At 42.2% G+C, this 14,093-nt stretch carries 16 protein-coding genes and 1 pseudogene; 10 read left to right on the forward strand and 7 right to left on the reverse strand.

The window, feature by feature from the left end; all coding sequences use genetic code 11:
- Positions 1–79: 79 nt before the first annotated feature.
- From AOG26_RS13540 to AOG26_RS13560, 5 genes and pseudogenes are all read left to right on the forward strand, one after another.
- Positions 80–658, forward strand: a complete 579-nt coding sequence (locus tag AOG26_RS13540) for a biliverdin-producing heme oxygenase (RefSeq protein WP_054562968.1) — start codon at positions 80–82, stop codon at positions 656–658.
- A pseudogene (locus AOG26_RS13545) lies at positions 658–1,047 on the forward strand (YbaN family protein); the annotation flags it as partial. The gene AOG26_RS13540 and the pseudogene AOG26_RS13545, both read left to right, overlap by 1 nt.
- 196 nt (positions 1,048–1,243) lie before the next feature.
- A complete protein-coding gene (locus AOG26_RS13550; RefSeq protein ID WP_054562969.1) occupies positions 1,244–1,876 on the forward strand; it encodes a PepSY-associated TM helix domain-containing protein in 633 nt (210 codons plus the stop codon).
- On the forward strand, positions 1,876–2,376 hold the full coding sequence (locus tag AOG26_RS13555) for a DUF2271 domain-containing protein (protein ID WP_054562970.1): 501 nt from the start codon (positions 1,876–1,878) through the stop codon (positions 2,374–2,376). Before AOG26_RS13550 ends, AOG26_RS13555 begins: the two co-directional genes overlap by 1 nt.
- 9 nt (positions 2,377–2,385) lie before the next feature.
- A complete protein-coding gene (locus AOG26_RS13560; RefSeq protein ID WP_054562971.1) occupies positions 2,386–3,228 on the forward strand; it encodes a DUF4198 domain-containing protein in 843 nt (280 codons plus the stop codon).
- Positions 3,229–3,254: 26 nt separating this feature from the next.
- On the opposite strand, the gene AOG26_RS13565 is transcribed toward AOG26_RS13560, so the two are convergent.
- Positions 3,255–3,791, reverse strand: coding sequence for a hypothetical protein (locus AOG26_RS13565; protein WP_054562972.1), 537 nt, complete (start codon positions 3,789–3,791; stop codon positions 3,255–3,257).
- A 128-nt stretch (positions 3,792–3,919) separates the two neighbouring features.
- Here AOG26_RS13565 and AOG26_RS13570 point away from each other — a divergent pair, with 128 nt between their 5' ends.
- From AOG26_RS13570 to AOG26_RS13580, 3 genes are read left to right on the forward strand one after another with little or no spacing between them, the layout of a single operon-like run.
- A complete protein-coding gene (locus AOG26_RS13570; protein ID WP_054562973.1) occupies positions 3,920–4,345 on the forward strand; it encodes a DoxX family protein in 426 nt (141 codons plus the stop codon).
- Between the two features lie 60 nt (positions 4,346–4,405).
- On the forward strand, positions 4,406–5,272 hold the full coding sequence (locus AOG26_RS13575) for a pirin family protein (protein WP_054562974.1): 867 nt from the start codon (positions 4,406–4,408) through the stop codon (positions 5,270–5,272).
- A gap of 54 nt (positions 5,273–5,326) precedes the next feature.
- Complete coding sequence (locus AOG26_RS13580; protein WP_054562975.1) at positions 5,327–6,214, forward strand: LysR family transcriptional regulator; 888 nt, start codon at positions 5,327–5,329, stop codon at positions 6,212–6,214.
- Here AOG26_RS13580 and AOG26_RS13585 read toward each other — a convergent pair.
- The 4 genes from AOG26_RS13585 to AOG26_RS13600 all read right to left on the reverse strand — a co-directional run bounded on the left by AOG26_RS13585 (position 6,209) and on the right by AOG26_RS13600 (position 9,504).
- Positions 6,209–7,093, reverse strand: coding sequence for an SMP-30/gluconolactonase/LRE family protein (locus AOG26_RS13585; RefSeq protein WP_235575494.1), 885 nt, complete (start codon positions 7,091–7,093; stop codon positions 6,209–6,211). The genes AOG26_RS13580 and AOG26_RS13585 overlap by 6 nt on opposite strands.
- A 27-nt stretch (positions 7,094–7,120) precedes the next feature.
- A complete protein-coding gene (locus AOG26_RS13590) occupies positions 7,121–7,828 on the reverse strand; it encodes a sulfite exporter TauE/SafE family protein (RefSeq protein ID WP_054562976.1) in 708 nt (235 codons plus the stop codon).
- A 128-nt stretch (positions 7,829–7,956) separates the two neighbouring features.
- Positions 7,957–8,736, reverse strand: a complete 780-nt coding sequence (locus tag AOG26_RS13595; protein WP_054562977.1) for an SDR family NAD(P)-dependent oxidoreductase — start codon at positions 8,734–8,736, stop codon at positions 7,957–7,959.
- Between the two features lie 45 nt (positions 8,737–8,781).
- Positions 8,782–9,504, reverse strand: coding sequence for a FadR/GntR family transcriptional regulator (locus tag AOG26_RS13600; protein ID WP_054562978.1), 723 nt, complete (start codon positions 9,502–9,504; stop codon positions 8,782–8,784).
- A gap of 261 nt (positions 9,505–9,765) precedes the next feature.
- On the opposite strand from AOG26_RS13600, the gene AOG26_RS13605 reads away from it, so the two are divergent.
- Positions 9,766–11,394, forward strand: coding sequence for a sodium:solute symporter (locus AOG26_RS13605; RefSeq protein WP_054562979.1), 1,629 nt, complete (start codon positions 9,766–9,768; stop codon positions 11,392–11,394).
- A 43-nt stretch (positions 11,395–11,437) separates the two neighbouring features.
- On the opposite strand, the gene AOG26_RS13610 is transcribed toward AOG26_RS13605, so the two are convergent.
- A complete protein-coding gene (locus tag AOG26_RS13610; RefSeq protein WP_054562980.1) occupies positions 11,438–12,466 on the reverse strand; it encodes a glycoside hydrolase family 43 protein in 1,029 nt (342 codons plus the stop codon).
- Between the two features lie 133 nt (positions 12,467–12,599).
- Between AOG26_RS13610 and AOG26_RS13615 the strand changes: the two genes are divergently transcribed.
- Complete coding sequence (locus AOG26_RS13615; RefSeq protein WP_235575495.1) at positions 12,600–13,574, forward strand: arabinan endo-1,5-alpha-L-arabinosidase; 975 nt, start codon at positions 12,600–12,602, stop codon at positions 13,572–13,574.
- An 84-nt stretch (positions 13,575–13,658) separates the two neighbouring features.
- Here AOG26_RS13615 and AOG26_RS13620 read toward each other — a convergent pair whose 3' ends face one another.
- Positions 13,659–14,084: an FKBP-type peptidyl-prolyl cis-trans isomerase gene (locus AOG26_RS13620; protein WP_054562982.1), complete on the reverse strand. Its 426-nt coding sequence runs from the start codon at positions 14,082–14,084 to the stop codon at positions 13,659–13,661.
- Positions 14,085–14,093: the final 9 nt, after the last annotated feature.

The raw sequence follows: 14,093 nt of genomic DNA on the forward strand, positions 1-14,093 counted from the left end.
AGAAATTATGGGTATAACCCTATGACAACATCAACTACTCCGTGCATTTACTCTAAAGACGTTGCTGAGGAACATATTCATGCCAATACTCGAGCTACTTTCTCGAGCTGAAAAGCTAAAACAAGCGATAAGCATCATAACCGATGATATTGATCATCATTTATTAGCGCTAGCGCCTAGTGCTGATTTAGATAACTATAAAAAGTTTTTAACCTTACAGTATGCTTACCAGTTAGAATTAAAAGGCCTCTACGAGCATGCTGGTTTACATCAATATATAGATAACTTACATGATCGTACGCGATTATCTTTAATCAAGCAGGACTTAGACGATTTAAAGCACCCATTACCAAATCATCATCAGCAACCCTGCCGCTTTCAAAATGCTGACTTTGCCTATGTACTTGGTTGGCTGTATGTAATTGAAGGATCGCAATTTTCTGCAGCTACATTAGGCAAACAGGTAGAAGCTGAGCTAAAGTTAAATAATCAACGTGGTGCACGCTACCTTGCTAAAGCCAGTGAATACTCTAAAGACTGTCAACTAAGTCATCTTATTGATAACCTTGAGCTCTGTGAACAGCAACAAGCCACCTTGATAAAAGGTGCCGAGCAAGCACTGCAACGATTTAAGTTTTATCAGGCCCAGTTTTATTGATGAATGTGAGAGCGGCGTTTACCGCCTATAAAAATGGCTGCTATCAATTACTCGGGTTATTGATGGTGGGTTTAGGTATCATAGGTATTGCATTACCTGTGATGCCTACGACTATCTTTTTTATACTAGCATTGGCGTGCTTTACCCGCTCATCACCCAAGCTTTCTGCCTGGCTGCTAAACCACCCCAAATACGGCCAACCGTTAAGGTTTTGGCAAGAGCATAAGGTTGTCCCTACCCGTGCTAAGTTATTAGCAGGTTTTGGTATGGCTATCGGATATGCTTTTTTACTACAAAGTGCCGCGCCAATTTGGGTGATGTATTTAGTAGCAGTGATTGAATTGAGCGTATTAGCCTATTTAATTAACCGCCCATCTGAGCCAAATAAACCAACCCTAATTCAAGTTAATATAACCACACAGATGCGCTTGATGTTGCTTGCTTGTTTCCTCAGTTCGCAACTAGCAGTTATGGCTTACCTCGCTATTCATTTCTAGCACAAAGAAATGTAAAGAACGTAAACCTGCTTGTTATCAGTAATACAAATCATTATCATATTTGTATCTTTAACGAATAAACCGCTTTATGTTCTCATTTAACAAACGCAGCTTTTATAGCGTTAGCCGCGCCTTACACATATACCTTTCAACGGCCTTATTCTTTTTGCTTATTTTATTTTGTGTCAGTGGCATCATTCTTAACCACGTTAGTTGGCTCGAAAATGATAAACATAATGGTCAGAACCAACTACTTGTTTCTGCAGAGCTATTCGAAAAAGCACAAGCAAACCTCGACACATTACCAAGCCTTTACCCTGAAATAGAGCTATACATGCAACAGCAGTTTTCACTCAGCAATGTAAAAAGTATTGAGTGGGAAAAAGAAGATGCCTTGGTAATGCTCGACTACCCGCTTCCGGCTGGCTTTGCCTACGCCGAAATCGATTTTCAAACCGGTGAACTTAATATTGATTATCAAACTGGTGGCTTTATGAGTCTGATTGGTGACTTACACAAAGGCCGCCATACAGGCGAAGCATGGAGCTGGGTGATTGATATCTCAGCTGTTTTGATGATTCTGTTTGCTATTACCGGATTATTTATTCTCTTTCAAAACCGTAAAAAACGTGCCGCAGGCCTTTGGTTAACGCTGCTTGGTGTTGCCACGCCTTTGGTTATTTATCTAGTTTGGGTGCCTCAACTTAAAGGAGTATCTTAATGAAAAAAGCCCACTTACTCGTTGCTCTACTAATTGGCTGCTTGTTCAGCCCACTGAGCTTTGCAAAAGCTCCCAACCTAACAGTTGAATTTACCTTACCTGAGCTAGATGTTTCTCCATATCATCGCCCTTACGTGGCGTTATGGCTAGAAACACCTGAACGTAAACACGTTACCACTATTGCACTTTGGGTCGAAAAAGCTGAATGGTTTAAAGACTTACGTCAGTGGTGGCGAAAAGCAGGTCGTAGCAACGACAGCTTTGATGGTGTAACAGGTGCAACAAAACGCCCAGGCACTTACACCATTGAGTGGCAAGGTAAAGATTTAAAAGGTAATCCAGTTAAACCTGGTAGCTACCTACTAAATGTTGAAGTTGTACGTGAAGAAGGTGGCCGAGATTACACCCGCGTTGAAATCGACTTAACGAAAGACGGCAAAGTCACAATTAAAGGCGAAAAAGAGTTCGCGACTAGCTTTGTTACCATTACCAGTAATTAAGGACAAACAATGAAATTAAAATTATTAAAAACGGCGCTGATCGGCGCCGTGACCTTCACAGCAATTGCATCTGGCTATGCACAAGCACATGCCCGTTGGTTAATGCCATCTCACACTTCTTTATCTGGTGAGAAAACTCACTATGTGATGATCGATGCCAGTATTTCTAATGAGTTGTTTAGCCCAGATAAAGCATACCGCCCAAAACAAAAAGGCGCAGAGTATGACGACAACTTATTAATTGCCCTTGCTCCAAATGGTAAGCCGGTTGAAGAAACAATTCGTGCATACTATTTAAAACGCAAAAACTCAGCGGCAGTGAGCTTAACGCAAGATGGTACGTACCATATTGCTATGCAGCAAAAGCCAATGCTAATGACTTTCTATAAAGATAAAGACGGCAATCGCGGTCGTGTGTTCGCAGGTAAAAAAGAAGCAGACCTACCAGCAGGCGCAACCGACGTGCGCACTGTAAAATCAATCGCAACTGTTGATACTTTTGTTAGCCGTAATGGTACTTCTAAGCCAACATTGCTTGGTCAGGGCTTAGAAATTTCAGGCCCTACTCACCCGAACGATCTATTTGCTGGTGAAGAAGCTAAGTTCCAATTACTAATGGATGGCAAACCAGCTGCTGACGTTGAGCTTGCTATTGTTCGTGGTAGTGCTCGCTACCGTAATGAGCGTGACGAAGTTAAAGTAACAACCGATAAAAAAGGTTTCTTTACTGTGACATTCGCTCACGCTGATATGTATTTGATTGAAGCATCTGTAAATCAAAAGCCAACAGAGGCTGATATCGATAACGTACGCTATTCATTGTTCACAACGCTTGAAGTAGCGCCTGAATAATATGCTGATTAGGCCTTAGCAAAGGCCTAATTCGACTTACGAGGAAGGCTGTAGTCAACCGTGTGATCGCAGCTACCGTCTTTCTCGCAATCATTTACCCCATCACCATCGACATCCCAGCTTGGATGCATGCCTTTTAATGTACTTTTTAATACCGTGATATCGGCTGTAAATTCACTTTGCTCATCACGGCGCGCAGCATTGCGCATGAGAAACATCCGAATCACATAATCGCCATTATCAGGAATTGTAAGCTCGGCATGATCACCTTTTGCCGGGCCAACAAACAAAGCAGTTGGGTTGCCTTTTGGTAAAATATTAAAGTAGTTGCTTGAATTTGATGGAGCAAAATCAACCTTTAAAGTAGTGCCTTTATTAAGGTTAATTTGATATTCCAGCATCTCATAACCTTTAATTGTGTCTTTAACTTGCCAGCTTTGCTGCACCGCAATATCTGAAGCTAGCAACTCATAATGACGACTATTTGGTAAATTTTGTTCGGCAAACACCAAGCTACTTGTAGCCACCGAAAAACAAAACCCTATTAATAACAACAACTTCATATTCAACCTCCTTTTATGTTCTTTTTTATAGAATGATAAATACTAATTTTACAATTTTTAATTCTTTTAAAGTGAACTTATAGTTACTCCATCGCAGACACACTGCTTAACTAAACAGGATACCTACTATGAAACTTTTTACTTTAATCTCAGCTCAACCACACTTACAAAATATTAGCACTTTATTGGCACGTATTGGTTTATCGGCCATCTTTTTACTAACCGGCTTTAGCAAAATAGAATTTTTTGATGCAACAGCACAGTACATGGCATCAGTAGGTTTACCAGAGTTCTTACTGCCGTTTGTGATTGCCTTTGAAATTGTTGGCGGATTATTTATTTTACTCGGCTTTTTAACACAACTAACCGCTGTCGCTTTTGCTGGTTTCAGCCTAGTTAGTGCTTTGTTATTCCACTTTCAACTTGATGATCAAATGCAATTTTTAATGTTCTACAAAAACATTGCGATGGCAGGCGGCTTTTTAGCATTAGCCAGTGTTGGTGCAGGCAAAATCAGCCTAGATCAACTAGTGTTAAAACGTAGTCAGGCATAACATTTATCCCAGCCAATAACCTAGGTTGTTGGCTGAATTTGTTTTTAAGAGGGCGCGAATATGGCAACGTTATTAACAGCAACCAGCCATGATATTGGTGGGCTCGATGTAAAACGCATCTTGCCTCATTTTGACAAAAAAATGGTTGGCCCATTTATCTTTTTTGACCACATGGGGCCAAATCACTTTCCTCGCGGGGAAGGCATAAATGTGAGGCCTCACCCTCATATTGGCTTATCAACGCTCACTTATTTATTTACTGGCAGTATTTACCATCGCGATTCGCTAGGTAATAGCCTGCAAATAGAACCCGGCGATGTTAACTGGATGACCGCAGGTCGCGGTATAGTTCACTCAGAAAGAGAAAGCCTTGAAGTGCGGGCGAGCGAGCACGACATTAATGGTCTGCAATGCTGGGTTGCTTTACCTGAAAGTATGACCGAAATAGCACCGCATTTTGAACATATCAAAAAACAACAATTGCCTGAGAAAATCGAAAAAGGCGTGCTGATGCGGCTCATTGTCGGTGATGCTTTTGGCTTAAGCTCCCCTGTCAAAACCTACTCTCCGATGTTTTATGTAGATACGGTAGCAGAGCAAGGCAGCCATATTACTAAACCGCATCCTCATCATGAAACCGCTGTGTATGTTATTTATGGTGAAATTAGTGTGGGTGATACTCGCTATACCCAAGGCGACTTTGTACTACTTGATGACAGCGAACACGAAATAACGACACTGGTGCACAGCCGCTTTATTTTACTCGGTGGCAGTAAATTCAATAAAGTCCCGTATTTACACTGGAATTTTGTCGCTTACAGCAAAGAGCGCATCGAGCAAGCAAAACAAGATTGGCAAGCACAGCGCTTTCCTAAAATTCCCGGTGATGAGCTTGAGTATATTGAGTTGCCCTCACCTAAAAAGTAAACTTTTTCAGCATTTACAGGTACTATTAGGTAGTTAAATAAGCAAAGGAACATCATGCTAAGAATTACGCTAGAACAGTGGCGCATGTTTCGTGCTGTTGTTGAATTTGGAGGCTTTAACCAAGCCTCACAAGGTATTCATAAAAGCCAATCGAGTATTCATAATGCAGTTGGCAAAATTGAATCTGCACTCGATGTAAAGTTATTCAGCATTCAAGGCCGCAAAACCGTGCTCACTGAAGCCGGCGAAATGATGCTGCGCCGTGCTAATTACTTACTTGATGAAGCAGCTAAAGTTGAGGCCATTGGGCAAACCTTGGGTGAAGGTATCGAAAGTAAGTTACGCATTGCTGTTGATGCTATTTTCCCACAACAACTGCTTTATAAAGTACTTAACGACACGTCATCGCAATACCCACAACTGCGTATTGAGCTGCATGAATCTGTGCTAATGGGGGGCAATGAGCTGCTCGAAAACGATCAGGTTGATATTGCTATTACCGGCTTTCCAATTGCAGCAAACTTTCACGAAGAGTTATGTGATATCGAGTTTATTGCTGTAGCACACCCAGATCACCCCTTGCATGAGATAGAGCGTGAAATCACCCTCGAAGATTTAAAATCACACCGCCAAATTGTAGTTCGCGATTCAGCGAATAAGCACAAACAAGATGGTGGCTGGTTAGGTGCCGATCAGCGCTGGACCGTCACTCATTTACGCACTTCAATTGATATGATCAGTAATGGACTGGGCTTTGCGTGGTTACCAAAAGTCGCGATAGAAAAACAACTTGCGGCAGGGCAAATGAAAGCACTTAATTTAACCCATAACAGCAGTCGCAGCGCTAAGTTACATTTACTCTTTAAAGACGGTGACAAACTGGGTCCTGCAGCACGCTCGTTTATTGGCGAGTTGCGTTATCAAGTAATGGAAAACCTATAGCTTCAAGGGCGTTTCAGCAATACCTTTAACGCCCGGCTCGAGAATAAACACGCCACCACTGTGAGGGTAATCAGCGAGCACTGAGTCTTCTAGCCCTACTGCCGCAGTTGTCACTGCCAGATGCGTGAGCTCTTCACCTACAAATGCGACACTTGTAACACGCGGTGCGGGTAAGCGAATAAACTGTACTTGCTCACCGTTTGGAGCAAAACGATACACGCCATAACCATTCCATGCAGCAACCCACAGATGATCTTCGCTATCAACTGTCATGCCATCAGGAAAACCCATATTGTCAGTAAAGCGAATAAACTCTTGTTTATCTGCAAGCTCGCCATGCTCATTCAGAGTGAAGCGGTAGATTGTTTGTTTATCTGAGTCTGTAGAATATAGAAACTGGCCATTTTTACTTACCGCAGGCCCATTGCTAATGGTGTAGTCATGATCAACTGCTGTCGGAGCCTGACCATGACCAAAACGGTATAACTTGCCACTATTGGTTTGCTCTTGAGAGTCCATTGAGCCAAAAAAACCAAAGCCTTGGCGAGACGTTTTACCATCGTTTAAGCGGTTTTGTGAGGGTTCGTGATCGATTGAGTAAAGAAGTTCGCGGCTAAAGTCGTCACTATTTAGCTTATAAACGCCTTTGGCAAAGCCTGCGATTAATTCAGCTTGCTCGTTTTCCATCACCCAGCAAATCGGTTCTGGCATAGTAAACTGGCTAACTCGCATCGATTGACACTGCAAACGAAACAAACGCTGCCCTAAAATATCGACCCAAAATAAACAGTTATGTGCCTTAGCAAAATAGGCACCTTCGCCCAATTGGCATTGGCTAGAAATGATTACTTTAATGGTGTCATCGAGCATAGGCTTCATTACACAAACTGCTGAACTATTCTCATTCTATCTGTGTATGAAAATAAGTGCTAGACCAGATAAGCCAGCAACCAGCAAGATTATGCCGCGAATGGCCTTTTCATTGAGGTTATTGTTGATCACAAACGACAAGCCCCAGCCAATTAAAATAGCGGGTAAGCAGAAAAAGAACAGCTTCACATCGCCCATATCGGCAGAGCCTGTCAGCATCAATACAATAATGCCAAACAAGTTTATAAATACAAAAAAGGCACTCAGGTTTGCTTTAATTTTGTCTTTATCTTCAGCTTGATAGAGTAGCCCCATCGGCGCGCCACCGGCTGACGTTGTGGTACCTAAAAAGCCCGACGACATTGACGCGAGTAAGCTTGTAATGGTGGAAATTTTCGGTTTCATACCTATGATAGACAACGCTACCACCACCAAAATACTCACTCCGAGCAAGAGTTGATACTGCTTCGCATTGACATACCACATCACCACAGCGGCAAGAATAACCCCTACGGCCCCACCAATAATGGAAATGCCCGTCTGTTTCATGTCTATCGCGCCGCGGTGTTTAATCATTAACACCGACGTTAAAAACAACGCATTCAGAATCATTGGCCCAGGCACCAGCTCTGGCATCAGCCAGTAAAGTACAGGCACACATAGCATGCCTAAACCAAAGCCAATAACACTTTGCAGGCAAGCGCCAATAATCAGAATTAAATAAACAAGTACAAAGTCGGTCAAACTTTCTTACCACCTTCCTAAGTATGAGCTCTGTTGATTCTACAACCCATATTTTATTATTATAGTATCATTTGAATTGTGTAAAAATTTTTATTGCTAGCTAGTTGTTTTGCGATTGTTTCGCAAAATTATGTCCAACCTGCATCCACTATCAATGATTGTGCTGTCATCATTCGGCTGTCATCAGCGGCTAAAAACAACGCGGCATTCACTACATGATCTGGTTGAATTGTTTCGTTAATACACTGACTCAAACGAACATCTTCAATCATTTCTGGGGTTAGCCAATGAGTAATTTGGCGCTCTGTCATCACCCAACCCGGTACTAATGAATTCACACGAATATTGTCTTTACCATATGAAGCAGCTAATGAACGGGTTAAACCTTCAATTCCTGCTTTTGCTGTTGTGTAGGCTGGCATGCCTGTTTGCTTAATACGCCAACTTACCGACCCCATATTGATAATGCTGCCGCCGCCTAAACGCTGCATCTGTTCAACCACAGCTTGCGATGAAAAGAAACATGGGCGTAAGTTAACTGCAAACTTATCTTCCCAATATTTCACATCCATATTTTCAGCAGCATGACGGGTGTCATCGGCTGCGTTATTAATTAACACACCAATGTCACCCTGTTGTTGACGCGTTTGCTCAATGGCCGCTTTTAAGGCTTCAACGTCACGGATATCACAATGGATAAACTGCGGATCAAACTCATATTTACCCGCTAATTTAGCGCATAACGCATCACTTTGCTCAGTTGCAATATCAACAAAGGTGACTTTCGCGCCCTGCTCGCAGAACCGCGTTACCATTACTTCACCAATTCCCGATGCACCACCAGTAATAAACACACTCTTACCAGCAAGGCTTGGGTAAACTGTTTTTAGCTCGTTCGAATTTGGCATGATAACCTTTTGTTTTAAAGTAATTACAACGTCAAAAAGTGATGCTTATTGAGCCGCTTCTTTTTCGGCGATTTCTTTTTCAATAAACGCCATTGCTTCATCAATCATGTACGTCATCATGTTTTTAGCACGTTCAGGATCGCCGCTCGCAATCGCGTTATACACTTTATAGTGCTCTTCAGCGATCGCCTTTTTATTGCCCTTAGCAGGTGTAGTATGCTGAATACTTACATGCAGAGCCGTGCTAATAAAATCACGTAATTGATAGAAAAAACGGTTACCACTGGCATGCAAAATAGCCGTATGGAAAGCAAGGTCTGGCTCATGCATTACGCCTTCTGGCTCTTCTGCTGCCGCTTGCATTTTATCGAGTGCCATTTTAATTTCTGCAATGGCTGCTTGGTCGCCTTTTCTTGCTGCAAGTGCTGCTGCTTGTGGCTCAATCGCCAAGCGCACTTGTAGAAATTCTTTAAGTACGTAAAGTGATGGGCTGCTTTCCAACAACCATTTTAATACGCTTGTGTCGTATAAGTTCCAGTTCTCCGCCGACTCAACACGAATACCTTGTCGTGGACGAGAAGAAATCAGTCCTTTTGCAGCAAGCATTTTCACTGCTTCACGAACAGCTGTGCGGCTAATACCATACACTTCACAAAGTTGTGCTTCGGTTGGTAGCCCCGTTTCAGTGTTATAATCACCAACAATAATTGCTTTACCAAGCTCATTGGTAACTTGTTGTGATAGGTTTAAATTTTCTAAACGCGCCATGTGTGTTCCTCAAAAGATCTGAGTAATATGATACATCTATAAAGCTATTCCGTCATCCTGGAAATAATTGATTAAAATCAATAACAAGCAAAAAACAACCTAATACAAGTGTCTATATTTCGAACAATATAGTCACCATTTCACCTACAGACTGTCACCTTATTTTAACAAATCTCTTTCACTTACCTTATTTATAATATAATATTTTTATTCAACAACTAAAAAAGCAAAATTCTCTTTCAAAATTAGGTGGAACACACGATGGTCGAACTAAGTACCTTAGACTGGGCAGTGCTAGCAGGATTTTTTGTCCTGTTACTAGGCGTTGTCGTGATGTCTATGCGACAAAAAGAAGAAGACACCGCTGATTACTTTTTAGCGGGTCGTAATGCAAGTTGGTTAGTGATTGGTGCCTCTATTTTCGCATCAAACATTGGCTCGGAACATTTGGTGGGCCTTTCAGGTTCAGGTGCACAATCGGGTATGGCACTAGCTCACTGGGAGATGCAATCGTGGATCATTCTACTACTCGGTTGGATTTTCGTGCCTTTCTATTGGAGTAGTAAAGTCTACACCATGCCTGAATTCTTAGAGCGCCGCTTTAACTCTAAATCACGTACCTTCTTATCTGTTATCTCATTGATTAGTTATGTACTAACCAAGGTTGCGGTAACGGTTTATGCCGGCGGCATCGCATTTAAAACAATATTAGGTATTGAGAGCATTTGGGGCATCGATTTCTTCTGGATTTCAGCTATTGGCCTAGTCGTTATCACCGGTATTTATACGGTACTTGGCGGTATGAAAGCCATTATGTGGACCTCGGTGTTGCAGACCCCTGTACTCATTATTGGCTCCTTAGTCATATTAGTTGTTGGTCTAGATAAAGTAGGTGGCTGGGCAGAAGTTGAGCGTATCAACGATGCTAATATGCACCTTATTCGTAGCGCTTCAGATGCTGAATTCCCTTGGCCTGGCATTGTATTTGGTTCATTCATTATTGGTTTTTGGTATTGGTGTACCGACCAATACATCGTACAACGTGTTTTATCTGCAAAAGGTATTAAAGAAGCCCGTCGCGGTACCATGTTCGCCGGTTACTTAAAATTACTTCCTGTATTTATCTTCTTAGTACCAGGCATGATTGCATACGCATTGAATGTTAAAGGTATTATTAGCTATGAAAGTGCTGACCAAGCTTTCCCAACTCTCGTTGCTGAGCTATTACCAGCCGGCGTAAAGGGGATTGTAATCGGTGGTTTAGTAGCGGCTCTTATGAGCTCTTTAGCATCATTATTTAACTCATCAGCAACCTTATTTACCATTGATTTCTATAAGAAATTCAAACCTGAATCATCTGAGAAGCACCTTCTGAAAGTAGGCCGTATTGCCACTATCGTTATTGTTATATTGGGTCTTCTGTGGATACCCGTCATGAGCTTAATTGCCGATGTGCTTTATGAGTATCTGCAAAGTGTGCAGTCTCTTATTGCACCGGGAATTGCAGCAGTATTTTTACTCGGTTTATGTAGTAAACGCATCACTCCAACAGCGGGTTTTGTGGGCTTAGTTTCAGGTTTTGTGCTGGGTATGATCCGCTTAGTGTTACTGCCATTTAAAGATGATTTAACAGGTTCATCATTTGCGTGGGTCACCACGATGAACTGGTTATATTACTGTATTCTGCTATTTGTCGTGGTCGTTGCGATTATGATTGTGGTAAGTATTTTCACCAAGCAAGCAGACGAAGAACAATTGAAAGGTCTTACTTTCTCAAGCCTAGATAAAGCAACCATGAAAGAAGTAGCTGCCGGCTTAGATAAGTGGGATTACATTCATACCGCGGGTATTATTGGTATTACTGCCTTTATTTACTACCGCTTCTGGTAATCGTTCGTTCCCAAAGTTGTAGGGCGCCAATTGGCGCCCTTTTTTAATCAGCGAGTTCTGGTGAGAACACTGGAAAACCGTTTTTATCCCACGTAATAATGCGTGCTCGCGCATGGCGATTTGGGTCTGTAAGCGGTGTCCCTTTCAGCTCTTTATAGTCACGACTGTGATAAATCATTAAATCGGTTACACCATCTTCAGCTTTTACAAAACTGTTATGCCCAGGGCCAAAACGACCTAACTCAGCATTGGTGGTGAACACCGGCTCAGCCTTTTTATGCCAGCTAGCTGGGTCAAGTAAGTCAGCATTCACATCTGCCCATAGCAAACCCATCGCATATCGATGATCGGTGGCACTGGCTGAATAAGTGACAAATATTTTATCGCCGTGGGTGATGACTGCAGCACCTTCGTTCACCTTGTAGCCTTGCACTTCCCAATCAAGGGTTGGCTCAGTAATCGCGATAATGGGTTCTTTAATTGATGTTGGTGAGTCCATTTCAGCTAACCATAAAGCTGAGTTATAAGTTGCAGGCTGGTTCTGCTGCGCCCAAATCATGTAACGCTTACCCTTGTGCGTAAAACTTGTGGCATCAAGCGAAAAACTATCAAGGTGACTAGTTACTTGTCCCATTTCTTGCCACTCACCTTGCATCGGATTAGCACTGTCGTTTTTAAGTGCATACATGCGAATACTGAACGGCTTTTCGATATCACCTGCGGCGAAGTAGATATACCAACTGCTATCTATCTGATGTAGCTCAGGGGCCCAAATATTGACACTCATTGGGCCTTTATCGCGCTTTTGCCAAATAACCTTCGGCTCAGCTAATTTTAAATCGTTTAAACGACAAGCTTGGCGCAGCTCAATTTCATCAAATTTCGGCGAACTACCTATAAACGTGTAACAGCCACTTTTATCATCACGAACTAACCAAGGATCAGCCCGTTTGAGTACAATGGGGTTATCAATTGGCGCTAAAGTCTTGCTACTATTAGCATCAGCAAGGGCTGACAATGACGAGGCGCTTAACGCACTAAGAAGCGTTAGCCGAGATAATTTTTTGAGCATAATGTGTCCTGTATTTCGTCTCGATTTTATTGTTAATATTGTATTACATATTATATAGTAGCTGAATGAACACAAGAGTTAAAACAACAAAAGGTATTCAAGCATGAGACCCGTAAGTAAGGTGACACACGCAATGAAGTGGCTTTCAACAGGGCTACTTTTTTCTGCCGCAGCCGTATCTGCAAAGCAAGTTGAAGTACACGATCCGGTAATGACCAAAGAAGGCGACACATATTATGTATTTAGCACAGGCCCTGGTATTACCTATTATGAATCTAAAGATTTAACAAACTGGAAACTCACTGGCCGCGTTTTTAAAGATGAGCCAAGTTGGGCAAAGCGTATTTCACCAAGTTTTGATGGCCACTTATGGGCACCTGATGTTTATGAGAAAAATGGTAAGTTTTACCTTTATTACTCAGTCTCTGCATTCGGCAAAAACACTTCGGCAATTGGTGTAACGGTTAATGAAACACTTGACCCATCATCACCTGATTACAAGTGGATTGACTACGGCATAGTGGTTGAATCAGTGCCTGAACGTGACGATTGGAACGCTATCGACCCTGCAATAATCGAAGATGACAATGGCACACCGTGGATGAGCTTTGGTTCGTTCTGGGGTGGTCTTAAACTAGTAAAACTTGATGATGACATGGTGCGCTTAGCAAAACCTGAAAAGTGGCATCACATTGCGAGTCGCCCAAACACGGAACATGGCCCGATTGAAGCACCTTATATCTTTAAAAAGAATGGCTATTACTACCTATTTGTTTCGTTTGATAAATGCTGCCGTGGCGTAGAGAGTACTTACAACGTACGCGTAGGTCGCAGCAAAAACATCGAAGGCCCATACTTAGATCAACAAGGTCGCTCTATGGTTGATGGCGGTGGCACTTTAGTTATTGAAGGTAATAAAGACTGGGCAGCTCTTGGTCATAATGCTGCGTACACCTTTGATGGCAAAGACTATTTAGTATTACACGCCTACGAAACAGCCGATAACGGCGTGCAAAAACTACGTATTTTACCTATGAGTTGGAAAAACGGTTGGCCGGTTGTTAACCCAGCCGACCTAAATAAGCTTAAAACCAAACTTAAAAAGTAATTATTCAACACACAAAAAAACCTGCAAAATTGCAGGTTTTTTATTTGCTTTAATGACCTAGTTTGAGGTTGAAAGTAGGTGTTATTAACTAAAATCAACCAAGGTAATATCAACGAGCATGGGGCTTTGGCAGCCTTGCTGATGCTTTTCTTCAATAAATGCGCTGTACACATCACGTGCAAGATGCGCAGGTATTAGCACCTCAAAGCGGCTGCCTTTATTCATTAATTGCAATGCTTCTTGCAAGCCCACTATCGCCTCTGCAATTTCGTACTCTACAGCAGCACCTTGCTTTCGAGTATCAAACAACACCCGACCATTTGTAAGGGTAACGCGTTGATGCACAGTCACAGTGGCATCCCAACTAGGTTTATCCCCCTGACCTTGCTCAATCACTCGATAACCAAGTCCTGTCGGGGTTTGGTAAAAACTGTGTTGCTCTGCGCTGTTATCTAAAAGCGACGGTAAAACATGCTCTTTAGCCGTCGCAAATACATTGTTGCTTAACATAGCCAACTC

The organism is Pseudoalteromonas sp. UCD-33C, assembly GCF_001306895.1.
GTDB lineage: Bacteria > Pseudomonadota > Gammaproteobacteria > Enterobacterales > Alteromonadaceae > Pseudoalteromonas.